This window comes from Thalassospira sp. MCCC 1A01148, from assembly GCF_001613795.1.
Taxonomy (GTDB): Bacteria; Pseudomonadota; Alphaproteobacteria; order Rhodospirillales; family Thalassospiraceae; genus Thalassospira.
The window spans coordinates 395,405-420,180 of the sequence record NZ_LPVZ01000012.1 but is presented as its reverse complement, the minus strand read 5'-3'; the positions used below and the strand labels follow the sequence as shown (position 1 = coordinate 420,180).

General features: G+C 52.9%; 22 protein-coding genes, 3 tRNA genes and 1 riboswitch. Of the genes, 18 read left to right on the top strand and 7 right to left on the bottom strand.

Annotated elements, in window-relative coordinates:
- Positions 1–68: 68 nt before the first annotated feature.
- From AUQ43_RS04855 to AUQ43_RS04835, 5 genes are all read right to left on the bottom strand, one after another.
- On the bottom strand, positions 69–386 hold the full coding sequence (locus AUQ43_RS04855; protein ID WP_062954946.1) for a hypothetical protein: 318 nt from the start codon (positions 384–386) through the stop codon (positions 69–71).
- Between the two features lie 72 nt (positions 387–458).
- Positions 459–534 (bottom strand) — tRNA-Asn (locus AUQ43_RS04850).
- Positions 535–790: 256 nt separating this feature from the next.
- Positions 791–866, bottom strand: a tRNA-Asn gene (locus AUQ43_RS04845).
- A 4-nt stretch (positions 867–870) separates the two neighbouring features.
- A tRNA-Cys gene (locus AUQ43_RS04840) sits at positions 871–944 on the bottom strand.
- 174 nt (positions 945–1,118) lie between these two features.
- On the bottom strand, positions 1,119–3,560 hold the full coding sequence (locus AUQ43_RS04835) for a methyl-accepting chemotaxis protein (RefSeq protein WP_062954945.1): 2,442 nt from the start codon (positions 3,558–3,560) through the stop codon (positions 1,119–1,121).
- A gap of 512 nt (positions 3,561–4,072) precedes the next feature.
- On the opposite strand from AUQ43_RS04835, the gene AUQ43_RS04830 reads away from it, so the two are divergent.
- The 10 genes from AUQ43_RS04830 (at position 4,073) to ribB (ending at position 15,542) form a co-directional block, all read left to right on the top strand.
- Positions 4,073–4,726 carry a protein-L-isoaspartate O-methyltransferase gene (locus tag AUQ43_RS04830; RefSeq protein WP_062954944.1) on the top strand — a complete coding sequence of 218 codons (654 nt, stop codon included), beginning with the start codon at positions 4,073–4,075 and terminating at the stop codon, positions 4,724–4,726.
- Positions 4,727–4,765: 39 nt separating this feature from the next.
- A complete protein-coding gene (locus AUQ43_RS20060) occupies positions 4,766–5,089 on the top strand; it encodes a rhodanese-like domain-containing protein (RefSeq protein ID WP_232310585.1) in 324 nt (107 codons plus the stop codon).
- A 145-nt stretch (positions 5,090–5,234) separates the two neighbouring features.
- Entirely contained in the window at positions 5,235–6,587 is a 1,353-nt protein-coding gene (locus tag AUQ43_RS04820; RefSeq protein WP_062954942.1) for a TolC family outer membrane protein, read from the top strand.
- A gap of 118 nt (positions 6,588–6,705) precedes the next feature.
- Positions 6,706–7,329: a DUF2497 domain-containing protein gene (locus tag AUQ43_RS04815; protein WP_062954941.1), complete on the top strand. Its 624-nt coding sequence runs from the start codon at positions 6,706–6,708 to the stop codon at positions 7,327–7,329.
- A gap of 90 nt (positions 7,330–7,419) precedes the next feature.
- Positions 7,420–10,086, top strand: coding sequence for a valine--tRNA ligase (locus AUQ43_RS04810; RefSeq protein WP_062955265.1), 2,667 nt, complete (start codon positions 7,420–7,422; stop codon positions 10,084–10,086).
- Between the two features lie 208 nt (positions 10,087–10,294).
- Positions 10,295–11,695: an aminodeoxychorismate synthase component I gene (gene pabB, locus AUQ43_RS04805; protein ID WP_062954940.1), complete on the top strand. Its 1,401-nt coding sequence runs from the start codon at positions 10,295–10,297 to the stop codon at positions 11,693–11,695.
- The gene (locus tag AUQ43_RS04800) at positions 11,692–12,279 is read left to right on the top strand and encodes an aminodeoxychorismate/anthranilate synthase component II (protein WP_062954939.1); all 588 of its coding nucleotides are present in this window, start codon (positions 11,692–11,694) and stop codon (positions 12,277–12,279) included. The genes pabB and AUQ43_RS04800 overlap by 4 nt, the downstream gene beginning before the upstream one ends.
- A gap of 13 nt (positions 12,280–12,292) precedes the next feature.
- Positions 12,293–13,150, top strand: a complete 858-nt coding sequence (locus AUQ43_RS04795) for an aminotransferase class IV (RefSeq protein WP_062954938.1) — start codon at positions 12,293–12,295, stop codon at positions 13,148–13,150.
- Between the two features lie 55 nt (positions 13,151–13,205).
- Complete coding sequence (locus AUQ43_RS04790; protein ID WP_062954937.1) at positions 13,206–14,483, top strand: EAL domain-containing protein; 1,278 nt, start codon at positions 13,206–13,208, stop codon at positions 14,481–14,483.
- A 104-nt stretch (positions 14,484–14,587) separates the two neighbouring features.
- Positions 14,588–14,740, top strand: a riboswitch (FMN riboswitch).
- A gap of 133 nt (positions 14,741–14,873) precedes the next feature.
- Positions 14,874–15,542, top strand: a complete 669-nt coding sequence (gene ribB, locus AUQ43_RS04785; protein ID WP_062954936.1) for a 3,4-dihydroxy-2-butanone-4-phosphate synthase — start codon at positions 14,874–14,876, stop codon at positions 15,540–15,542.
- A gap of 78 nt (positions 15,543–15,620) precedes the next feature.
- On the opposite strand, the gene xth is transcribed toward ribB, so the two are convergent.
- Together xth and erpA are read right to left on the bottom strand one after the other, a co-directional pair.
- On the bottom strand, positions 15,621–16,400 hold the full coding sequence (gene xth, locus AUQ43_RS04780) for an exodeoxyribonuclease III (protein WP_062954935.1): 780 nt from the start codon (positions 16,398–16,400) through the stop codon (positions 15,621–15,623).
- 89 nt (positions 16,401–16,489) lie between these two features.
- Positions 16,490–16,831, bottom strand: coding sequence for an iron-sulfur cluster insertion protein ErpA (gene erpA / locus AUQ43_RS04775; protein WP_062954934.1), 342 nt, complete (start codon positions 16,829–16,831; stop codon positions 16,490–16,492).
- 234 nt (positions 16,832–17,065) lie between these two features.
- On the opposite strand from erpA, the gene argS reads away from it, so the two are divergent.
- From argS to tatA, 8 genes are all read left to right on the top strand, one after another.
- A complete protein-coding gene (gene argS, locus AUQ43_RS04770) occupies positions 17,066–18,817 on the top strand; it encodes an arginine--tRNA ligase (RefSeq protein WP_062954933.1) in 1,752 nt (583 codons plus the stop codon).
- A gap of 3 nt (positions 18,818–18,820) precedes the next feature.
- Positions 18,821–19,702, top strand: coding sequence for an SPOR domain-containing protein (locus tag AUQ43_RS04765; RefSeq protein ID WP_062954932.1), 882 nt, complete (start codon positions 18,821–18,823; stop codon positions 19,700–19,702).
- A complete protein-coding gene (gene nagZ, locus AUQ43_RS04760) occupies positions 19,689–20,759 on the top strand; it encodes a beta-N-acetylhexosaminidase (RefSeq protein ID WP_232310584.1) in 1,071 nt (356 codons plus the stop codon). The genes AUQ43_RS04765 and nagZ overlap by 14 nt, the downstream gene beginning before the upstream one ends.
- Positions 20,756–21,439, top strand: a complete 684-nt coding sequence (locus AUQ43_RS04755; RefSeq protein WP_062954930.1) for a site-2 protease family protein — start codon at positions 20,756–20,758, stop codon at positions 21,437–21,439. The genes nagZ and AUQ43_RS04755 overlap by 4 nt, the downstream gene beginning before the upstream one ends.
- 31 nt (positions 21,440–21,470) lie before the next feature.
- On the top strand, positions 21,471–22,340 hold the full coding sequence (locus AUQ43_RS04750) for a ScpA family protein (protein ID WP_062954929.1): 870 nt from the start codon (positions 21,471–21,473) through the stop codon (positions 22,338–22,340).
- Between the two features lie 18 nt (positions 22,341–22,358).
- Positions 22,359–23,204, top strand: a complete 846-nt coding sequence (gene scpB / locus AUQ43_RS04745; protein WP_232310583.1) for an SMC-Scp complex subunit ScpB — start codon at positions 22,359–22,361, stop codon at positions 23,202–23,204.
- Between the two features lie 105 nt (positions 23,205–23,309).
- On the top strand, positions 23,310–24,353 hold the full coding sequence (locus AUQ43_RS04740) for an ABC transporter ATP-binding protein (RefSeq protein ID WP_062954928.1): 1,044 nt from the start codon (positions 23,310–23,312) through the stop codon (positions 24,351–24,353).
- 173 nt (positions 24,354–24,526) lie between these two features.
- Positions 24,527–24,766 (top strand): twin-arginine translocase TatA/TatE family subunit, encoded by a 240-nt coding sequence (tatA, locus tag AUQ43_RS04735; RefSeq protein ID WP_062954927.1) that lies wholly within the window; start codon positions 24,527–24,529, stop codon positions 24,764–24,766.
- Positions 24,767–24,776 lie beyond the last annotated feature (10 nt).

Below are 24,776 nucleotides of genomic sequence, written 5' to 3'. Positions count from 1 at the left end.
GTACGAAGTTTTTGTGGCAGTGCGTGGCCATTTGAGGTCAGGCCGGTAAGCAGCAGACACGCAGGGTGTTAATGAACATGCCCATGATGGCCATCGTCATCAAATCGTTCGGATTCTTCAAGCCAGGTTTCGACTTCTTCTTGCGAAGACATCGCAAGGGCGATTTCAAGGTCACTTTGCACATGGGCCAGGCTGTCAAACATCGGGCACCAGCCGAAGGCCTGTATGCGGGGGTCAGTATTGGACGAGATTGTAAACAGATCCCCGTCAATCGGGTGCACCATTCCATGAATGATTCCGCCATCGCTAGTTATCAGCCAACCACGGGTCGATCCGGAAAGGGTTGCTAGCTCAACTTCACGAAGCTCGATTTTGACGGTTTTCATCACTTGAGTATCCAGCGGTTGTAAGGGCTAAAAGCAAAAGGGACCGAACAAATTGTTCGGTCCCTTTTTAATTGGCTCCGGCAGCAGGACTCGAACCTGCGACCCAATGATTAACAGTCATTTGCTCTACCAACTGAGCTATGCCGGATCAGGCTTTGCGCGTCTCTCGAAGCGCGTGGCAGGTGTATAATCAAACAGTCCGAGGCCCGCAAGACCTTTTTTGAGAAAATCTGGCCAAAATCGTGTCTTTTTTCAATGCGATTGGATCACATGGCGAGGAGGGCAAAAGGAGGTTGAAATACGCATGGCGTTATACGCGCCTGTCGCCATTTCGAATGCTTGATCAAACAGATGAAACTGGCCCGCAAAAGCAAAAACCCCCGGAACTAGGTTCCAGGGGTTTATGGCTCCGGCAGCAGGACTCGAACCTGCGACCCAATGATTAACAGTCATTTGCTCTACCAACTGAGCTATGCCGGACCAGTGGAGGCGCGAGCCGGAATCGAACCGGCGTGCAAGGATTTGCAGTCCTCTGCGTAACCACTCCGCCATCGCGCCTTCGCGTTGGCTGGAGCGGTGTATAGCCCCAACAAACATAACCCGTCAAGCACCCAATTTACATTTTTCTGAAGGCTTGCCGAATAGTCCCGTGAAAAAGAAAAACCACCCGAAAAAACTTCTCGGGTGGTTGTGAGGGCTTATAGGAATGTCATTCCACAGTTGGCCTTGGGACTAACCTTTGGCTTTGCCAAATCGTCTTTCAAGCCACGGTTTCAGTTGTTCCTCGCGGATCTTGCTTGGTGCGAAATCGAGGTTTGCGATCGTATCAAGGGCGTTTTCGACCTCAAACGGGATCGTGGTGTTCGGGCCATCGATGGTGATTTCGCCTTTTGTCCCTTCCTTGATCGCCTCAGCAAGCGAGACCTTTACGCCACCCGTCGATATGTCGATGGTCTGACCACGGATTGACTTCCCCTTGACCTTAACCGTAACGGCCAGTTGAGCTTCGTGCCGAGGATCCTTGCGGCGATTTACCTCAGGTGTGGCAGTACGAACGATTCGAACAAGGCTGTTGCGAAGTTCAGCGATGCTCACATCTACTTCTTCGGCGATTTTATTCATGTCAGCCGCTCGCGTGAGGTTGTCCTGCGCCTCGGAGGCAACATGCCCGATCTTTTCGGTCACTTCATTTGACGCTTCCGCCGTCTGAACCACGTTACGAGCGATTTCCTGGGTTGCGTCGTCTTGCTGGCGAACATTGACCGCAACGTTGGAGGCGACTTCGTCAACGCGACGGATGCTTGACGTCATCTGCTGAACGGTGGCGACAACAGAACCCGTAACATTCTGGATTTCTCCAAGCTGGCGGGTGATTTCCTCAGTGGACTTAGCGGTTTGATTGGCAAGGTTTTTAACTTCCTGGGCGACAACCGCGAAACCTTTGCCAGCATCGCCAGCGCGGGCGGCCTCAATGGTCGCATTCAAGGCAAGAAGGTTGGTTTGAGCTGCAATATCACCGATCAGTTCTGCAACCTCGCCAATACGATCAACGCTGTCCTTCAATGATTTGACTGTGTTTTCTGCACTTTCACCGGCACGATTGGCTTCTGCTGTCAGGCTGGTTGCTTCTTCAATTTGCCGCGTAATCTCACGGATCGACGCAGCCAGTTCTTCAGATGCGCCAGAGACGGTTTCTGCATTTGCCAAGGCTTCGTGTGCAGCAGCGGCAACACTCTCGGAGTTCTCGGAAACACGCTCTGAAGAGCCTGCCATATCAACAGCAGCAGCGTTCAAACGACCTGTTTGATCAATGATTGCCTGAACGACTTTCTGCAGTTCTTGCTCGACGGTCTCGGCAAGCCCACGCAGCGCGCCAACGCGTTGCTGGTTGGACCTGGATTCATTTTCTTCGCGTTCGAGTTTGGCATAGCAAAGTTTGGCGTGCAAAGCGCGCAATTGCTGTATCGCCGGTTTGAAATCGGAAACAGATGGTAATTCGATCACATAGCCCGAATCATTGGTTTCGATGGCATCGAAATGATTTTCCATCTGCGCAAGTGGACGTCTGAGCTTCTTGATCAACCATCCACCGTAAATCACTGTCGAGATGATGGCGAGTGCGATGAGGACGAGTTCAATAATCAGGGTCTGAACGAAATCCGCGCGCGCCTTTTCTACACGTTCGCCGGCGATCAGGTTTTGAAGAACAGACAGATTGCCGATCAGTTCAGTCAGCGGATCAATTTTCTGATAAAGCTCTTCCTTGACGAGAGCATCAAGGGCCGCGCTGTCTTCAGCGACAAAAATCTGTCGAAGGCGGTCGACCAGTTCATCAGCGACGGGCAGCATGCCGCGGACTTCCTGAACGATTGGCGTTTCCCGACGGCCTAATTCACGATTGAGATAAAGCTCAAGGTTCGCCTTGATGCGTGTCTTCGCGAGATCAATACTTTCAATGCCTTCCTGCCACGAGAAGTTGCCATTGCGAACCTTGTGAGAGGCATCAACAACGAAAACAGCGTAATCATCCGATATCTGTTTGAGCAGGTTCAGTGGTTTTACGCGATTTTCATAGAGGTTTATCAACGACTTCTCAGTGTTGTATTGGCCCCACAGGCCATATCCACCGATCAGCATCATCAGAATGACCATGGTGCCAAACGCGACGGTCAGGCTTCCTTTGATACTGGAAAGGAAGTTGCCCAATTTCGCCTTGGTGCTGGTATCTACAATCTCACCATATTCAAGGCCGACATTTTTTGCCTCACCCTTGCGCAAGTCCGCATAAATGCTTTCGGCACGCTTTTTTTCCGTGTCCGTCGGTTTGGTCCGGATCGATACATAGCCTGTGACCTCACCCTTTTCCAAGGTTGGGGTTACAGTTGCGCGAACCCAATAATGGTCACCATTTTTGGTGCGGTTCTTGACCAGACCTTGCCAGGGAAGTCCGGCTTTGATCGTTTCCCAAAGGTTTGCAAAGGCCTCTTTGGGCATGTCGCTGTGGCGCACAACATTGTGCGGCGATCCGATCAGTTCGTCGTCTGTAAAGCCGCTAATATCCACAAAGGATTTGTTGGCGAACTTGATGCGTCCACCCGTATCTGTTCCCGAGACGAGAATATCATCGTCATTCATCAGGACTTCGCGATTGGTTACAGGACCATTATCACGCATTATTTTCCCCTAAATCTCTTGCCGAGACAATTTACTAAGTCACCCGAAGCGCGACAGCAGAACCCGCTAGGCAAAGCGAAATCGTTCGCCGTTATGGTGTGTGCAAGGCGTGCCTAAGATTATGCTTTGGTTTATGTTTAGGCAGCCGTCGACCGTTTCAAGTGACGGTTGTGTAATTTTTGTCGTGTTTTCTCGGACGCGTTGTTGTGTAACGACCTGAAAACGCAAAAACATATTTCATATGAGCAAGAAGTAGTCGGCATCGCACAGAGCTATGTTCCTGCCATGTCCAGATGCTCAGTTGCCTTATGAAAAGGAGCATTGCGCGGATATGAGCGTGTAAAGGTCAATCTTTTAGTGCCCTCAATGTGTTAAAATCGAAGCCACACATTGATCCGATGTTGTCAGTTGCTTATGTGCTGACTATAAACAGGGCAATTGCCGCAGCCGTCTTTGGGGACAAAAAGAGGACTGTGGTCTGTTTCTCGCGAGAATTTTCAGGTCAGATAAACATGGATTACCAAGTCGCGCGCCACAACATGGTGGAAAATCAGGTTCGGACCAACAAGGTTACCGATCCGCTGGTCATCGAAGCGATGGAAGGGGTTCCGCGCGAACTGTTCCTGCCAGAAGGCAAGCGCGGTGTCGCATATATCGATGAGGACATTGCCGTCGGTGGCGGACGTTTTGCCATGGAGCCGATGGTCATCGCACGCCTTATGCAAAGCGCACAAATTGCTGAAACGGACGTTGCGCTGGTTATTGGGGCTGGTTACGGCTATTCCAGTGCACTGATTTCACGCGTTGCTGAAACTGTCGTTTCCGTCGAAAGCGACAAGGAAATGGCCGCGGCAGCCGAGGCAACCTTCCAGGCGGAAAACTATGACAACGTTATTGTTGTCGAAGGTGACATGGCCACCGGTTATGCCAAACAGGCACCCTATAACGTGATTATCTTTGACGGTGCGGTCGCCGATGTTCCTGCGACAATCCTTGATCAGGTTTCCGACGGCGGTCGTTTGCTGGCTGTCGTGCGTGAGCCCGGCAAGGTGGGTGTCGCACGCCTTTATGAACGTGAAAATGGCGTGATTGGTCATCGCGATCTGTTTGATGCGAATATCCCATACCTTCCTGGGTTCGAGCCGGCAGAACGCTTTGTCTTCTGATTCTGTGTTTCGACCGGATCGAGTCCGGTTTGGGGTTTGATGGTGCGAGACATCAGTTGTACTGAACTTTCGGCAAGGCTAAATAGCAATCAGCCTATTGCCTTGCTTGATGTTCGGGAAGACTGGGAACTTGAAATCTGCTCTATCAGTCAGGCGCTGCATGTTCCACTTTCCGAGCTTTCGAGCAGGGTGGGTGAACTGGCGCCTGATGTGCCTTTGGCAATCATCTGTCATCATGGCGTTCGCAGTCGTCATGCTGGCCGGTTCCTTGAGGACCATGGATTTAAAGAGGTTTTTAATGTTCGCGGCGGTATAGATGCATGGGCGCTTGAAATTGAGCGTGATATGAGCCGCTACGATTGAAAACGGCAATGACGGAGAAAACGGGGCACATTACTTTTTTTTGATGCAAATGCCTCTTTTCTTGGAAAATTTTCTTTCCGTCGTTACCATACGTGAAACTGCGCCGGGGTCGGGACTTGGTGTAGGATTTTACAAGGGTAGATAAATGATCAAACGGTTCTTGCTGACCTGCAGTATTCTGGCCACCGGAGGTGTTCTTGCCAACGGTGCCTCTGCAGAAAGCCTGGAAGAAGCTCTTATCAAGGCATATCAGAGCAACCCGACACTCGAAGCCGGTCGTGCCGCTTTGCGCTCGACTGACGAAGAAATTTCATCGGCGCTGTCAAACTGGCGTCCAAGCGTAAGCCTTTCGGGCAGCGCAGGTGTTCGCGACTACGAGACCGAGGTCAATAGCACCAACACCGACAACAGCCTGACACCTTATACTGTTGGTCTTGATGTTACACAGCCGCTTTATCGTGGCGGGCGCACGACAGCAGAAACCGAACGCGCGGAAGCCCGTATCAAGGCAGGGCGCGCTTCGCTGCGCTCGACCGAGCAGGATGTGATGCTTCAAGTCGCAACGGTTTACTTCAATGTTCTGCGGGATACGGCTGTTGTCGAGCTTAATCAGAATAACGTCCGCGTTCTGGAACGTCAGCTGGAAGCCACCCGTGATCGGTTTGAAGTCGGCGAGGTAACGCGCACGGACGTTTCCCAGGCTGAAGCGCGCCTTGCGGGCGCAAAAGCTAATTTGATTTCAGCACAGGGCGCCTTGGCCAATACCCGCGCACAGTACGAGCGCCTTGTGGGAAATCCGCCAAGCAACCTTGAAATTCCCAATCCGCTTGCCGGGTTGCCGACCAGCATTTCCGATGTCCTGGCGATCGCGCAGGACCAGCACCCTGAAGTTCTTCAGGCGGTCTATACCGAACAAGCAGCGCAGTCTGATATCCAACTGAGCGAAGGTTCGCTGTACCCGGAAGTCACCCTGGCAGCTGGTGTTGAGCGGGCGCATGAAGCCTCGACCGAGGATTTTACGGCCGATAGCGCAGATATCATCGCATCGGTTTCCATTCCGCTTTATCAGCAAGGTGCCGTTTTCTCGGACGTGCGTTCGGCAAAACAGACTGCTGGACAGGCGCGGATACAGATCGATGAAGCGCGCCGTTCGGTGATCGAAAATGCGACCAGTGCATGGGAAACGCTTGTTACAGCACGTGCAAGTATCGAATCGCAACAAGCGCAGGTTTCATCGGCGGAAGTCGCCCTTGATGGCGTTCAACGAGAAGCATCTGTAGGTTCACGTACAGTTCTTGACGTTCTTGATCAGGAACAGGAACTATTGCAGGCCCGTGTGGATCTTGTCGGTTCACGTCGTGACGCTGCAGTTGCGGAATTTCAGGTAAAGGCCGCCATGGGGGCGCTTAATGCGCAGGTCCTTGGTCTGCCGGTCGAAATTTATGACACTGAGTCCAACTATAAAAAGGTCAAGGACCAGTGGTGGGGAACGGATTGATTTGTTGATGGTCGGGGCAGGGTGAATCACCCTGCCTTCGGACTTGGGTCGGATCGGTCTGGTTAAATGACACTAGTGCGGAAGTTTAATTATGAGTGACGGGCAACAAGAACCTTCCATGGAGGATATCCTCCAGTCGATCCGCAAGATTCTTGCTGATGAAGGGGATGAAGAAAAACAGGAAGCTGCTCCTGAACCCGAACCGACGCCGGAACCCGAGCCAGAACCTGAGCCCGAGCCGGAACCAGAACCTGAGCCCGAGCCAGAAGAAGAAATCGACGAACTCGTTCTTGATGAAGAGCCAGAAGAGCTTGAATTCGACGACGAGCCAGAGGAACTGGAACTCGATGAACCGGAAGAAGAGGAAGACCTCGAACTCGACGATATGCTCGATTTCGATGAAACCCCTTTGGATGAGGAATTTGAAGAGCCGGAACCCGAGCCAGAGCCCGAACCGGCAATGCCAGCCCTTTATGACGACGAGGATGATGACGAGCCGCTGATTTCCAATATGACGGAATCAACAGCGACCGGAACCATCTCGGAATTGGCGCAAGCTGTTGCAAAGAAACGCGCTGTGGCCCTTGGCGTCAATGCCGGGCATGCCACCCTAGAGGATCTGGTGCGTGACATGCTTCGTCCGTTGCTTAAGGAATGGCTTGACGAAAACCTTCCCTATATGATCGAACGCCTTGTGAAAAAGGAAATCGAGCGGATCGTGAACCGCGCCGAAGACCTGTAGGCGAGCCGATTTTAACATTCGAGCGGCGCGCCAACGGTGCGCCGCTTTTTCTTTGTATAACTGATGAAACCCGCAGCGGATCAAAAGACCATGTTGGAGAAGACCTACAACCCGGCCGATGTTGAAGGCAGACTTTACGATAAATGGGAAAAAGCAGGGGCCTTTGCCTGCGATGTGAGCTCAAGCGCCGATCCCTATGTCATCATGATGCCGCCGCCCAACGTGACCGGCAGCCTCCACATGGGGCACGCACTGACCTTTACGCTTCAGGATATCCTGATCCGGTACAACCGGATGCAGGGTAAAGATACCCTTTGGCAGCCAGGTACTGACCACGCCGGGATTGCAACCCAGATGGTGGTTGAGCGCCAGCTTGGCGAACAGAATGTCACGCGTCATGATCTTGGTCGTGAAAAGTTCGTCGAGAAGGTCTGGGAGTGGAAAGAAAAATCCGGTGGGACCATCACCAATCAGCTGCGTCGTCTGGGCGCGTCACCGGATTGGCCGCGTGAACGCTTCACCATGGATGATGGCCTGTCGGCCGCTGTGCGCAAGGTGTTCGTCAAGCTGCACAAAGATGGTCTGATTTACCGTGACAAGCGTCTGGTCAACTGGGACCCGAAACTATTGACGGCGATTTCCGACCTTGAAGTCGTTCAGAAAGAGGTCAAAGGCCACTATTGGCACTTCAAATATCCGATTGAGGGGCGCGACGGCGAATTTGTAACGGTTGCGACCACGCGTCCGGAAACGATGCTGGGCGATACGGGTATTGCCGTGCATCCGGACGACAAACGTTACAAGGATCTGGTTGGTAAATATTGCATCCTGCCGATTGTCGGGCGTCGTATCAAAATCGTTGCAGACGAATATGCTGATCCGGAAAAAGGTTCTGGCGCTGTTAAAATTACGCCAGCCCATGATTTCAATGACTTTGAGGTCGGCAAACGCGCCGGACTTGAAAAAATCAACATCATGGATGACCACGCGTGCATCAATGACGAAGCGCCCGAGGAATACCGCGGTCTGGATCGCTTTGAAGCCCGCAAACAGATTGTCGCCAAGATGGATGAACTAGGTCTGCTTGAGAAGATCGAAGATACCGTCCATATGGTCCCCTATGGCGACCGTTCCAACGTCGTGATCGAGCCGTATCTGACCGATCAGTGGTTTGTAAATGCCAAGGTTCTTGCGAAGCCGGCAACCGAAGCGGTTGAAGACGGCCGCATTCGCTTTGTGCCAAAGAACTGGGAAAATACCTATTTTGAGTGGATGCGTAACATCCAGCCATGGTGTATTTCGCGTCAGCTGTGGTGGGGGCATCGTATCCCCGCATGGTTCGGCCCGGACGGCGAGTTTTTTGTCGAAGAGACCGAAGAGGAAGCCAAGGCAGCTGCCAAGGCCCATTACGGCAAGGATGTCGAACTGACGCAGGAAACCGACGTTCTTGACACCTGGTTCTCGTCTGGCCTGTGGCCGTATTCAACGCTGGGATGGCCGGAAAAGACGCCTGAGCTTGCCAAATATTATCCGGGCGATGTTCTGGTTACCGGCTTTGACATCATCTTCTTCTGGGTTGCCCGGATGATCATGATGAGCATGTATTTCATGGACGGCAAAGTACCGTTCCGTGATGTGTATATTCATGCACTTGTTCGCGACGAGCACGGCCAGAAGATGTCCAAGTCCAAGGGCAACGTGATCGATCCGCTTGAAATCATTGATGAATACGGTTGTGACGCCCTGCGTTTCACCCTGACAGCCCTTGCGGCACAGGGACGCGACATCAAGCTTGCCGCTTCACGTGTTGAAGGTTACCGAAACTTCGCAACGAAGCTTTGGAATGCTGCGCGCTTTGCCGAGATGAACGAATGCAAGCCGGTTGAGGGCTTTGACCCAAGCGAAGTGAAATCGGTCCTTGGGCGCTGGATCGTTGGTAAAACGGTTGAAGCTGCGAAGTCGGTCGGCACCGGTATTGAGACCTATCGTTTCAACGATGCGGCCAGCAGTGCCTATCAGTTCGTCTGGGGTTCTTTCTGCGACTGGTATTTGGAGCTGGCCAAACCGGTTCTGATGGGCAATGACGAAGAAGCCAAGGCTGAAATCAGGGCCGTCACCGCGTGGGTTCTTGATCAGATCCTTCTGATCTTGCACCCGATCATGCCATTTATCACCGAGGAACTTTGGGACAAGACGGCAGATAGTCGTGCCAAAATGCTGATTGCCGAAGGTTATCCGTCATTTGACGACGCCCTGATTGATCGTGAGGCAGAAGCCGAAGTTGATCTTGCCATCCGCCTGATCGGGAATATCCGTGGCGTGCGTTCGGAAATGAATGTTCCGCCGGCGGCCGAAGTTCCAATTTATCTGGTGGATGCATCTGACGCGATGAAGGCCGCTGTTTCCGCACAGGAAGCCCAGGTGAAACGCCTTGCACGCGTGGCTGAGATTGCCTTCAAAGGGCAGGGTGATGTCGAAGCAATTGCCAAGGGCGCGATCCAGACTGTGGTTGACGGGGTGACGGTCTTCGTGTCTGTCGCCGATTTCATCGATGTGGCCGCCGAAAAAGCGCGTCTTGAAAAGGAAATTCAGGACAAGACGAAATACATCAAAGCTCAGGAAGGCAAACTGTCGAACGAGAAGTTTGTTAGCCGCGCGCCTGAACATATCGTGAGTGCGGAGAAAGCCAAACTTGAAGAGGCCAAGGACACGTTGGCCAAACTCAATGATGCTTTCGCACGTATCGCCTCGATGTGATCGGAAGTTCGATCTGAAATGACAAAAGGCCAACCTTGATGGGTTGGCCTTTTCTTTTGTTCGGTTCGAAAATCAACTTTGATTGATAAAAACCCTTCGTCAGATTGCAAAAGAATCGCTTAATTTTGCATTCCTTGTTACAGACTTGGCTGTGATCCGCACTTCGCGGCGGTTTTGATCCCTTTTCCCGCAAGATTGCCCCTGTTGAATGCTGATAGAAGAATGTCCCTATATCGAGCCGGTCGATGCCTACGGCGCGTTTTCGGTCTTTGCCGATAGCCACTTTCTTGATTCCGGAGACCGCGACCGGTTTTCCTACATTGTGGTGTCGCCATTACACAAGCTAACGGCAAAGAACGGGCAGGTGGTACTTGATGGTTTTGACGTACCCGGCGATCCGTTTGATGTGCTTGATGATCTTCTGGGACGATATCCAGTTCAGACCGAGGAGGGGCTTCCACCATTTCAGGGTGGGGCTGTTGGCTATTTTGGATATGAACTGGCGCACCAGACCGAAGTCCTGCCCAAAGCAGCGAATGACTGGCTTTCAATGCCGGATATGGCGGTTGGCATCTATGATCTGGTGATTGCGTTTGACCAGCATGATCGACGCATGTGGTTGATTTCTAGTGGTATTCCCGAAACGCCCGGGCCGAAACGTGATCAACGCGCCAAGGATCGTATGAGCTTGGTTCGCAAGTACCTGAAACTTGCCAAACCGTTGATCGATACGCCCGCAGTTCCGCACGCGCCGATCATCTCGAACTGGCAATCAAACTTTGATCGCAAGGCATATGAGGCAGCTGTACAAAGCGTCATTGACTACATTTTTGCGGGCGATATTTTTCAGGCAAACCTATCTCAAAGTTTCCGGGCAGAGTATCCAACCGATGCAATACCGATGCGCTTTGACCTGTATCGACGCCTGCGTGACATCAGCTCCGCACCTTTTGGCGCGTTCCTGAACTTTGGCGATGTCGCGGTACTTTCCAATTCACCTGAAAGGTTTCTGAAAGTCACCAACGGACAGATCGAAACCAAACCGATCAAGGGAACCCGGCCGCGCGGAGAGACCCCGTTGAGTGACGCGGAATTGGCACAGGAATTAATGCTTTCTGCAAAAGATCGCGCAGAAAACGTTATGATTGTTGATCTTTTGCGAAACGACCTGTCAAAAGTGAGTAAACCTCATACTGTGAAGACACCTGCGCTTTGTACACTTGAAAGCTATGCTAACGTGCATCACCTGGTGTCGACCGTGACGGGTGAACTCAAAGAAGGCAAGACTGCCATTGATGCGTTGCGGGCCTGTTTTCCGGGTGGGTCTATTACTGGTGCTCCGAAAATTCGTGCGATGGAAATCATTACGGAACTCGAAGGCACGACGCGCGGCGCCTATTGTGGTGCGATTGGGTATGTCGGGTTTGATGGCACCATGGACACCAATATTGCCATCAGAACACTCAGCGTGAATGGTGGTAGACTGGCATTTAACGTGGGCGGCGGAATTGTTGCCGATAGTGACCCGGCATTGGAATACGAAGAAACACTGGTCAAGGCCGCGAAGATGTTCGAACTGTTCGGCATTGATGCAAAGGATCTGAAATGATCCTGCTGATTGATAACTATGATTCCTTTGTTTTTAATCTTGCTCGTTACCTCGAAGAACTGGGTCATGCGGTCAAAGTTGTTCGAAATGACGATATTACCGCGGATGATGTTCGTCGCATGATGCCTGAGGCAATTGTATTCTCACCCGGACCATGCGGGCCGGATGAAGCAGGCAACAGTCTTGAACTTATCAGCACCCTTAAGAACGACTACCCGATGTTGGGGGTATGTCTTGGTCATCAATCGATCGCGCAGGCCTTTGGCGGAACCGTAAAACGGGCAAAGCGCCCTGTGCATGGCATGACATCATACATAAAACACACCGGGACTGGTTTGTTCGCCGGATTAAACAATCCTTTGCAAGTAACGCGCTACCATTCGTTAATTGTTGATTTGCCAAATGATGGCAGTTTGATTGAGACAGCAACGGGACCAGACGGGGAGGTCATGGCATTTGCCCATGCAACCCTGCCACTTTATGGCGTTCAGTTTCATCCCGAGGCTGTCCTGACGGAGCAGGGCCACATGCTTTTGGCCAACTTTCTGAAATGCGCTTCCGGGAAGGGAGCCGATAACGACTAAAAGGGATCGGGCTATGCAGGTTTGGATGAATGGCAGTTTTTGCGATCTTGATGAAGCGTCGATTCCGGTAACGGACCGGGGCTTTCTTCTTGGTGACGGTTTTTTCGAAACCATGCGCGCCCACGAAGGAAAGATTGCCTGGCTTGACGCTCATATGGGGCGGCTTGATCATCACGCAGAGCTGATCGAGTTTCCGCTTGATCTTTTGCCAGAGACCGAAGAAGTCGAAAGCGTTGTCCAAGCCTTGTTTGAGCAAGTTCACCGCAAGGACGCAGTTGTTCGTATGACAGTTTCTCGTGGTCCGGGAGAGCGTGGCATTTTGCCGCCAGATTCACCAGACCCGACCATCCTGATCACAGCTGCACCGTTCGACCCGGTCGATCCCAATGTTGGCCTTGTCGTCGCAACGTCGGAAAAAGTGCGCCGGAACGCGCATTCGGTGGCGGGTAGCATCAAAAGCACCAACTACCTTGATAACATCGCCGCCAAACAGGAAGTCCGGAAATACGGTGCAGATGATGCCATTATCCTGTCGGCAGACGGCCACGTGGCTGAGACAAGTGTTGCCAACCTGTTTGGTATCGCTGGTGACAGCCTGTGGACGCCGGATGAAGATACCGGGATTCTCTGTGGCCTTGCCCGGGATTATGTCCTGCAGTGGGCCGAGGAAGCCGAACTTGAAATCAGCACAGATCCCAAAACGCCCGAGGAATTGCGTGAGTTTGATGCGGTCTTTACCGCCAACGCGCTTCAGGGGCTGCGGGTTGTTGATCGTATTGATGGCTATGTTGTCGGCGTGCCAGCGAGTACCTTCTTCACCAAACTCGCTCTAAAGGTGGAGGAATCACTATGCAATGGTATAGTTGTTTAGGTTGAGTTAACCAAGTTTGTGGCATATGGTGTGACCGATTCACACAGGAATGCTCATGAACTCCCACTCGACCAAACCCGCGCTGACCATAAACCGATTTATCGAAAGCTTGCGCAAACACGCAGCTAACGGCAAGTCTCCTTCATTGGGCATCCTGAATATTCCGGCTGATCTTCGTCTTGGTACAGAAGATTATCAGGCGATCACGCGCGATGCTTTTCACAATCTGCCCGAAAACACCAAAGTCCACCGTCTTGAAAACGGGATGGTGGCGTTTGCACGCGCAGGTGCTTGGGACAGCGATGATCAGACCTTTGTCGAGCATATCCGTGAAATCCTGACGGACGTGATTGACAGGCAAGGGCTTGGCCATATTCCGGACAATCTCTGGAACCGTTTCGAATGGCCAAAAGACCAGGAAAAGCTTGGCGATTTGTTGGGGATTTCACTTGCAGAGCGGCCGGCCAGTGCAGCGGCAGAGCGTTTTGACATGGCCGAAATGCTCCGCGGTGCGATTACAACCGAAGCAGTATTTGATTCGTGCCGCAGACAGGCAATTGTCGGTTTTGAAGACAGTCGCCGCGAAATCCTTGGCCATGAAATCTATTGTTCACTGGATTACCTGCGCCAACATCATCTTGCCAGTTTTCTTCTGGAAGGACCGGGTGAGATCGAAATTCTGTCGCGGGTGCTTGATGAAAAGATCATGGAAGTCACAGCGTCCATAGCACCTGCAATCTTGCCCGATAAATTGCATTTGAATATGCAAATTCAGACAGTACATACCGACAAGTTCACCGATTTCATCGCCGAGCATGATGGAAGGCTGATTGAGAATATGGCGATTGAATTCTCGATGGAGAACGCGATTGCGAACTGGTGGGAATTCGAAGATGCCTGTGAGTTCTTGCACTCGCTGGGAATTCAGGTCGGTCTGGATCGAATAACATTACCTGCACTGGAGTTCCTGTCGCCACGCAAAGTGAATGTCGATTTCATCAAGGTGATCTGGGATCAAAACATTGTTGGGTCCCGTCGTGCAGAGGTCGCAGACAGGTTGCGCGAATTTGCCGAACTGTTTGCGGATCAAAGTCTTATCCTGACGCGGTGCGACAGTCGAACCGCCCTTAGAATGGGGCGTAGCCTGGGCGTCGATGTATTTGAAGGCAGTTATATTGACGCAATGCTTGGCAGCTATCTACATCGGGAATGCAAATCAAAGCGCCGTACTTCGGACAAAAGATGTGCGGTTTGCCAGTGGGCCCCGCGCGAGGCACGCAAAACCGGTTGTGATTTCCATTTCCGTGCGGGCAAAGTCCTTTCGGAAATTTAGCTGCCAACTTTTCAATGGTTTTAAGGTGTTTGACAACGCAGATGCGCTTTCATAAAGTGCGCCTGTCGATCAATTATGATCGGCGTTTGTCGTTGAAACACGGCGCTTATTCTCAGGGCAGGGTGCAAATCCCGACCGGCGGTAATCCAGTTTTCTGGGAAGCCCGCGAGCGCCCACAGGTCGAAAGACTTTTGGGGTCAGCAGATCCGGTGAGATTCCGGAGCCGACGGTAATAGTCCGGATGGGAGAGGATAAAGCGTGACGGTGATGACAGGAGCGCTTTTGCGTGACTGACGTGCCGTCTGACTGCGACCGCAATGTGGCAATTTGCCGCAGAGCGGGCCTTTCTTTGTTGCCCTGGTTCGTAAGCCCCATCCGTAGAGGACGGTTATGAATCAGAGTATTGAAAAACAATCCGATCTTTCGATCTTTGGCGATCCGCATGTGCGCATGGAACGTGCGCTTGATGATCTGCGCCAGGGTAAAGGTGTATTGGTTGTTGATGACGAAGATCGCGAAAATGAAGGCGATCTTATCTTTTCCGCAGAAAATCTGACCAATGAACAGATGGCAATGTTGATCCGCGATTGCAGTGGCATTGTCTGTCTGTGTTTGACCGACGAAAAGGCAACGGAACTTGAACTGCCTCCGATGGTCTCAGACAACACCTCAAGCATGGGGACCGGCTTTACCGTCACCATTGAAGCCAAGGTTGGCGTAACCACCGGGGTATCTGCCGCTGACCGTGTCACCACCGTTAAAACGGCCATAGCGGATGACACCAAACCAAGTGATCTGGCGCGTCCGGGTCATGTGTTCCCGCTGCGCGCCCGTCCAGGTGGGGTTCTGGAACGTCGTGGCCATACCGAAGGCACTGTTGATTTGATGCGTCTGGCTGGCTTTAAGCCCGCAGGTGTACTGTGTGAAGTCACCAACCCGGATGGCACCATGGCGCGACTGCCCGAATTGATCGAATATGCCAAATCCCACGATTTGGTCGTCATCAGCATTGAAGACATCGTTGCCTATCGCAGCGCGATGCAGCAGGCAGCTGAATAAGACCCGAAACGTACAACAAATAAAAAGGGCCGCACCCTGACTGGTGCGGCCCTTTGTTATATCAATGAACGCAACTGGTCAGTCGTCGATCATGCACCATACAGGTGTGTGATCAGATGCCTTTTCCTTACCACGAGGATCGCGGTCGATATCGGATGCGCTTAGTCTGTCTGCCGCGGCCGGGGTCAAAAGAAGATGGTCGATACGAAGGCCATTATCCTTGTTCCACGCACCTGCACGATAGTCCCACCAACTATATTGATGGCCTTTCGGGTTGAAGGTCCGGAATGCGTCGGTAAAGCCCATATTCATCATGGTGCGCAGACGCTTGCGTTCAACCGTTGTGCACAACACGGTTTCGCGCAGCTTCACCGGGTCATAGACATCCATGTCATCGGGCGCAATGTTGTAATCACCGCCCATGACGGCGGCCTCACCGCTGGCGCGAATTTTATCAAACCGGGTGATCAGACGGTCAAGGAAGTTCAGTTTGTAATCAAACTTCTTGTCGCCAACGGCAGTTCCCATCGGAACATAGATCGAGGCGACCCGAACCGGGTTGGGCGAGGAAATGGTCGCTTCGATATAGCGTGCCTGGTCATCGTCATCGTTACCGGGAAGACCGCGTTCGACATCGTCAATCGGGAACTTTGAAAGGATAGCGACACCGTTATAGGTTTTCTGACCATGCACCGCGATATTGTAGCCGAGATCCTCGATCTCCATTGCCGGGAATGCATCATCGACCGTTTTGGTTTCCTGCAAAAGAACCACATCCGGTTTCCCGTCCTGTAACCATTCAAGAATGTTTGGCAGGCGGGCCTTGATTGAGTTGACATTCCAGGTGGCGATTTTCATTCGGGCCTCGGTTTTTGGGGTATCTGGTCAAACAAAACGGGGTTCGCCATCAACGAACCCCGTTTCATAAATCGGTTTGTAGATCCGGATCAAATCGAGAAACTAGATCCGCAACCACAAGAGGACGTGGCATTCGGGTTGTTCACACGAAACGCCGAACCAACCAATTCACGCACGAAATCGATCTCTGCACCGCCCAGAAGGTCGAGCGATACTTCATCAATCACCATTTTCGCACCGTGGTTTTCGAAGATAAGATCTTCATCGGTGGTGTCTGAATCGAGCGAGAACTCATACTGGAACCCGCTGCAACCGCCGCCAGAGACTTGCAGGCGCAGCATCGTGTTCGCGGCACCTTCGGTTGCAATAAGTTCCTGAATGCGTTTCGCAGCACTTTCAGTCATTTGAACTTGCCGAGAAGAATCGGTCATTCAACACTCCTTGGTCTCCAGCCTGCCTGGGCAGGCATGTTTGCGTTCTGTGAACACATCATAGCATGGTCGGAACGCTGTATTTAAGTCTCTATTTAGCGCGCATGGCAGAAATGTCAAAACCTGTCAGGGGTCCTGACAAGGGTGACTTGCGTTTTAAGGTGAAATGGCTCAAAACAGGCGCCAGTCAATTGGCCTGTCCGGTCAGAACCAGAAATTATAAAGTTCCAAGTCATGAATGTTTTCAGCCTGTTGAAAAGCGACATCGAGAATCAGCTTCTCGCCCTTGAAAAAGATGGTGTTCTTCCTTCCGGAACTGACACGACACGTGTGACGGTCGAGCCGCCGCGCGATGCGTCGCACGGGGACGCTGCAACCAATGCGGCGATGTTGCTTTCAAAGGCTGCTGGAATGAAGCCGCGGGATCTGGCCGAGAAACTTGCAGAAAAGCTTCGTGGTCTTGATCATATCGAGAACGTCGAGATTGCTGGCCCCGGTTTCATCAACTTGCGCATGGCCGATCAGTTCTGGCTATCCCAGGTGAGCAAAGTGCTTGAAGTCGGCACGGGATACGGCAACAGCGATCTTGGCAAGGGTGAAAAGATCAACGTCGAGTATGTTTCAGCCAACCCGACCGGCCCGATGCATGTCGGTCATTGCCGTGGGGCCGTTGTGGGTGACGTTCTGGCCAATCTGCTTGGCAAGGCCGGTTATGCCGTGACCAAAGAATACTACACCAACGATGCCGGCGCGCAGGTTGATGTCTTGGCCCGGTCGCTTCATCTGCGCTATCGCGAGGCGCTTGGCGAAGATATTGGCGAAATCCCGCAAGGCCTTTATCCGGGTGACTATCTGGTTGCGCCGGGTAAGAAAATGGCCGAGCGCGATGGCAACAAATGGCAAAACGCGCCCGAAGAAGACTGGCTTGAGGAATTCCGTAATTTCGCGATTGTCGAAATGATGGCTTTGATCAAGGAAGACCTGCGTCTTCTTGGCGTTGCCCATGATGTCTTCACCTCTGAAGACGGACTGGTCAAGGCTGGAAAGGTTCAGTCAGCATTCGAGCATCTTGAGAAAAAGGGTGACATTTATGTCGGCGTGCTGGAGCCACCGAAAGGCAAGAAGCCCGATGACTGGGAGCCGCGCCCGCAAACGTTGTTCCGAGCGACCGAATTTGGCGATGATGTAGACCGTCCGCTGAAGAAATCGGATGGCAGCTGGACCTATTTTGCGTCCGACATCGCCTATCACTTTGATAAGTACGAGCGCGGTTTTAACCTGATGATCGACATCTTTGGTGCCGATCATGGCGGTTACGTCAAACGCATGAAGGCGGCCACCAAGGCGATTACGCACGGCGAGGGCGATCTTGATATCAAGCTTTGCCAGCTTGTCAGCCTGTTTGACAATGGCGAGCCGGTTAAAATGTCCAAGCGCGCAGGAACCTTTGTTACGCTGCGCGATGTGGTGGAGCGCGTTGGCAAAGACGTGGTGCGTTTCATCATGTTGACACGCAAGAACGACGCCGCCCTTGAGTTTGACTTCGCCAAGGTGACCGAACAGTCCAAGGACAACCCTGTCTTCTACGTTCAGTATGCCCATGCGCGCATCAACTCGGTCTTCCGGCAGGCGGCTGAAGCATTCCCGGGGCAGGACCTTTCGGAAAAAACACTGTCATCCGCAGATCTGTCGTTGCTAAGCACCGAAGAAGAGAAACTATTGGTTCGCCGCATGGCAGAATGGCCGCGTATCGTCGAACAGGCGGCAATCGCACACGAACCCCATCGCATTGCCTTTTTCCTGACAGAAATTGCCGCAGAATTCCATGCATTGTGGAATAAGGGACGTGACAACACCGCACTGCGCTTCATCGTTGCCGATGATCTGCCGGCGACTCTGGCACGTCTGGCGATGATCCGTGCGGTTGCGACGGTCATTGCATCCGGTCTTGAGGTGTTGGGCGTCACGCCCGTCGAGGAGATGTAAGATATGAGCGAAGAACACGGTTCCGACCTTCATGCAGAGCGCGCCGATCATTACGGATCAGAAAAGCCCGCTGGCAAAAGCATGATCAAAGGGCTTGCGACCGTGTTTCTTGGTCTTGTCGTTATCGGTGGTGCGCTGGGTGGGGCAGGTTACTGGTTTTACAATCAGGGGCAGCCAATTCAGGATGACGGCAATTTGCCGATCCTTTTGCCTGATCCATCACCGATCAAGATCCGCCCGGAAGATCCGGGTGGCATGGAGGTTCCGCATCGCGAAACGACTGTTTACGATCAGCTAAGCGATGTCGATCCGGACGCAAATGTGGTTTTGCAGGAATTGCCGGACATGCCACGCGCGCCAGAAGCTGTGCCGACCGCGAAGGCACAGGGGGATGATGAAACGACTGAAACAGTTGAAGAATCATCGATGGAAGAAACCGTCCAACAGGTGCAAGAGTCGCAAGGCCTAGCTGCTGATACAGTCGTTGAAGCACCGGAAATCGACGAGCCGGATCTGACCGACGCCGAAAAAGCGGTTGCAGCCGCCAAAAGCCGGACCAATGAAACCGCGGCCGCCGAACAGGTGGAAGCAGCCAAAGAAGAACCGGCGCCTGCCGAACAAGAAGTAGCAGACGCGGGGGCATTTCGTGTTCAACTTGCATCGGTACGTGAAGAAGCGGGTGCTGCGGCAGAGTGGAAGCGGTTATCGTCGAAAAACAAAGACTTGCTTGGCAACCTTGAAATGTTTGTGCAACGTATTGATATCGAAGGAAAAGGTGTCTTCTATCGGTTGCAGGCGGGCCCACTTGGCGATGCAGGTGCCGCCGAAAAGCTTTGTGCAGATCTGAAAGAACGCAGTGTGGGGTGCCTCATTGTCCGGCCTTGAAGTCAAAAAGCCACGTGCCTGTATTCTTGGGATTGCCGGGACGGAGCTTGGCAATTGGGAAAAAGGTTTTCTGCGCGAAGCTGATCCGTTTGGTTTCATTCTGTTTGCCCGTAACGTTAAAGATCATGACCAAGTACGTGCGCTAACCGATGCGCTGCGTGAAACGGTTGGCAACAGCAACGTTCCCATTCTGGTTGATCAGGAAGGCGGGCGTGTGATGCGGCTGAAGCCGCCGCACTGGCGCCATATTGCGCCTGCTGGCGCATTCGGGGATCTGTTTGATCGCAATCCAGATGATGCCCGCGAAGCGGCCTATACCAATACACGCCTGATGGCCATGGACCTGCGCGAAGCCGGGTTCAATACGACCTGTGCGCCGGTTCTTGATCTGCGCCTGCCAGGTATGAGTGACGTTATCGGGGACCGGTCGTATGGCGCCGAGGTCGGTAAGGTGGTCATGCTCGCCAGTGCCGTGGCGGCTGGCCTTCTGGATGGTGGCATTGCCCCGATCATCAAACATATTCCGGGTCATGGCCGGGCAACAGTCGACAGCCACAAGGATTTGCCAATTGTCAGCGTATCGCGCGATACGCTTTCCGAGTTTGATTTTGCGCCGTTTGCGCAGATGAAGGATGTGTTGGCTGCGATGTCGGCTCACCTGCTGTTTACGGCCATTGACGATCAGCGCCCCGGCACAGTATCGCCCAAGGTCATTGAAGACGTTATTCGCGGTGAAATCGGCTTTGAAAACCTTCTGATCAGTGATGATCTGTCGATGGAAGCCCTTGGTGGTTCAATCGCCAGCCGCACGCATGAGTGCCTGCGAGCCGGATGCGACATCGCACTTCATTGCAATGGCAAGCGCACCGAGATGGAAGAGGTTGTCTCCATGGCGCCGCTTCTGTCGGGCAGTTCTTTGCAACGCGCTCAGACCTTTACCAACCAGATCGCGACCTTTAAGGCCGATGTGCCGGACGGCACCCAGGTCGCCGATTGGCAGGTGCGTCTGGCGACACTTCTGGCACCGGTCTGGTCGGCAGGAGATGATCAGAAGTGAATGACACGATTGACCTGATCATCTCGGCAACGACGTGGATTATTCCGGTTCTGCTTGCCGTGACCTTGCACGAAGCTGCGCATGGTTTTGCCGCGAAATTGTTTGGCGATGACACCGCGCAACGGATGGGCCGACTGAGTTTGAACCCCATCCGGCACATTGACCCGGTCGGCACCGTCCTTATCCCGGGTTTGCTGTTGGTGACAGCAGCACCGTTTCTGTTTGGCTATGCGAAACCGGTACCAGTGGCATTTCATCGCCTGCATCCGCAACGTTTGGGAGTGATCGGCGTCGCGATTGCCGGTCCGGCGACAAACGTTGCACTTGCCGTTGCATCCATCCTGCTACTGGTTTGGCTGCCAAGCTTCTCTCCGGCGGTCAATGACTGGCTTTCCACCATGCTTAATCAGTCACTTTGGCTGAATTGCATCCTGGCGGTCTTCAATATGCTGCCAATTCCGCCGCTTGATGGTGGGCGGGTTTTGACAGCGATTTCACCAATGCCGGTTGCGCGGGTCTTGGCGCGTATGGAAAAAACCGGCATGATCATCTTGATCGGCTTGGTCTTTCTGCTGCCCTATGTGACAACGCAGCTTGGCATCGACCTGCCGGTATTCCAGTGGTTGGTTCTTGAACCGGCAAATGCACTGGTGAGGCTTCTGGCAGATATATTTGCCTGAACGCCGATATACGGGGGATGATCGGGGATAAATGGCAGACCAGTTCGAATTCGAAATTCCAGATGATGTGTTCGACAAGAAACCGGTCGACGATGGGCCGAGCCTTGCCGAACGCCTGATTCTTGATCTGGACGGTTTCGAGGGGCCATTGGATGTCCTGCTTGAACTGGCACGCGACCAAAAGGTCGACATCATCAAGATCTCCATCCTTGATCTTGCGGAACAATATCTCGAATTTATTAGCACGGCACAGGGTTTGCGCCTTGAACTTGCAGCCGACTATTTGGTGATGGCCGCTTGGCTTGCCTATCTGAAGTCCCGCCTGTTGCTGCCCAAGCAGGAAAATGACGAGGAAGAGCTCAGCGCCGAGGAAATGGCGGAACTTCTTGCTTTCCAGCTTAAGCGTCTTGAGGCAATGAAAGCGGCGGGCGACAAGCTTCTGGAACGGCCCAATTTGGGGCGTGATTTCTTTGGGCGCGGCGACCCGGAAGAAGTTCGTGTTACGACAGCATCAGTTTATGACGCGTCGCTGTATGATTTGCTGAAGGCCTATGCGCAGATCATGCTGACATCGGAAAGTAAAACGCTCGAGATTGAGGCGTTTGATCTTTACGCCATGGACGATGCCATTCAGCGTTTGCGCGATCTGTTTGGTCGGCGCGTCGTTCCAACATGGACAAAGCTGCTTGAATTCATGCCGCGTGGCTTGGGTACGCCACTCAAGGCCCGCTCGGCTTTGGCTGCGCACTTTGTCGCAAGTCTTGAGATGTGCCGAGACGGCGAATTGGAAATTTCACAAGAAGAAACCTTTGGGCCGATTCTGCTGCGATCTCCACAGACTGCGCGGGAAGGGGATTTACCGCGCAACTATGACTATGACGCAGACACGTTTAAGAAATAAGTTGGGCAGGGGCACTCAATGAACGAAGAAACGCAGCTTGAAATCGAAGGCGTCGAATCCGGACCGGAGATTGACTTTCAACATATTCGTATTGTTGAGGCTGTTTTGTTCGCCTCTGCCGAACCGGTCAGTGAACGGGTGATTGCGGCGCGCCTGCCGGAGGGCACTGATATCGGCGCAATCATGAATGCGATTGCCGAGACCTATGCACCACGTGGTGTAAACTTAAAGCAGATCGGCGATAAATGGGCATTCCGTACTGCTGTTGATCTGGCCGGGGACCTGCATATTGAGGTCGAGAAAGCCAAAAAACTCACCAGAGCAACCTTGGAAACCTTGGCGATCATTGCCTATCACGAACCGGTGACCCGATCCGAGATCGAAGAAATCCGTGGTGTAGCCCTTTCCAAGGGTACGCTCGACATCCTGCTTGAATCCAAATGGATCCGGCCACGCGGCCGCAAACGCGTTCCGGGGCGTCCGGTACTTTGGGCAACGACGGATAATTTCCTTGATCATTTTGGCCTTGAGAGCCGAGATGATCTTCCGGGGCTTGCCGACCTCAAAGCGGCTGGTTTGCTTGATAGTCGTCCGGGCATGGGCCGCTATGGCGCGAATTCCGATGACGAAGCATTGCCTGACCTGGTCGATGACGGCGAGGTGACCGATTCTGTGGTCGAAGAGGCACTTACCACCCGTAATCTCGACGATCTGGATGAAACGATCTACTCGGATAATCCAAATCTGCTCGACGCAGATGAAAAGAAGCCGGGCAGGGCAGTCGAGGAGGTTGAAACTGATCAGAGCGATGGGATGGGCGCGGAAAACGACCCGTTTGACGCGCAGGATCAGGAAACCAATTGATCCATCTTCTTGCATCGTGCGTTCAGGGACCTTAAGTTCCCCGAAAGATTTCGCAAATCATTTGCACCTGCAAGTGTTCGCTCCCTGTTGCAAGAAGAGTACCCGATGACCGACGGCTTGAAGATGTCGCATGTATCGCACCTGTTTGGTGAGAACCGCGTGTTGCGCGATATCAGTTTCGATGTAGCACCCGGCGAACTGGTGTGCCTTCTGGGACCGTCCGGATGCGGTAAGACCACTGCGCTTAGACTGGCCGCAGGTCTTGAAAAGCTGCAGGTCGGTGAAATTGCGGTCGACAACCACATCGTCGCGGAACCCGGTGGCTATGTAGAACCGGAAAAGCGGGGTGTCGGCATGGTGTTTCAGGACTATGCCTTGTTCCCCCATCTAAACGTCGCGAAAAATATCGGTTTTGGCCTGCGTCATTTCAGTGAAGCAGACCGGACGAATGCGATTGCAGCGGCGCTTGATCAGGTCGGCATGTCGGAATATCTGAATGCCTATCCCCACGAGCTTTCCGGTGGGCAACAACAGCGCATCGCCCTGGCACGTGCCTTGGCCCCGAAACCCCGGATCATGTTGCTTGATGAACCGTTTTCGGGACTTGATGTGGCGCGGCGCGCAGATTTGCGCGATACCACCTTGCATGTGCTCAAGGATGCCGGGATTGCGACCGTCATGGTGACCCATGACCCACAGGAAGCCATGTATATGGCGGACCGGATCATCATTATGAATGAAGGGCAGATCATGCAGGACGGTACCCCTGAAACGCTTTATTTCCGCCCTGAAAACCGCTTCGTGGCGTCATTCTTTGGCGAAGTGAACAGGTTTTCCGGAACTGTTGCGAATGGCAAGGTGGCGACGCCATTTGGGGCGATACATGCCGACGAGATTGAAAATGGCACCGATGTCGAAGTTTTGATTCGGCCAGAAGGTCTTCATATCGCCGAAGCACTGAACGGGCATGACGTTTTGGCCAACGTGGATGCTGTGCGCGTTCTTGGCGAAGTCAACCTGGTTCACCTGACACTCGAGGCGGGCGACCATATTCACGCACGGGTGCCACGGCGTCTTTCGCCGATTAATCAGCCCTCTGTCGCTATAACGCTTGATCCCGAGATGACCTTCGTGTTTCCTATGACTTGATGCGTTGCAGCGATCGGGGTTTTAGCGGCTCCGACGAGTGCAACGACGCAAGTTTAACAAGCATTTTGTCGTGCACGGTTATTAACCAACCGTCGCATTGCACAGTGGGGGGCTTTCTGCCATTATCCGGGCAAGTCGCCGGAAGGCAGAATGGATCTTTGGAGATTTAAGTTATGGGTATTGGCGTTTGGCAAATCGTTCTGATTCTTGCGATTGTCCTGATCATCTTTGGCGCTGGCAAATTGCCGAAAGTCATGGGCGACATGGGCAAAGGGATCAAGAGCTTCAAAGCGGGCATCAATGAAAAAGAAGAACAGGATGCGAGCGCTTCGGCCAAGACCATCGAAAACACGACCTCTGCATCGGTTTCTTCCGAGAGCAAGGATAATGAGAAGGATTCTGTGAAATCCTGATCGTCTGTCG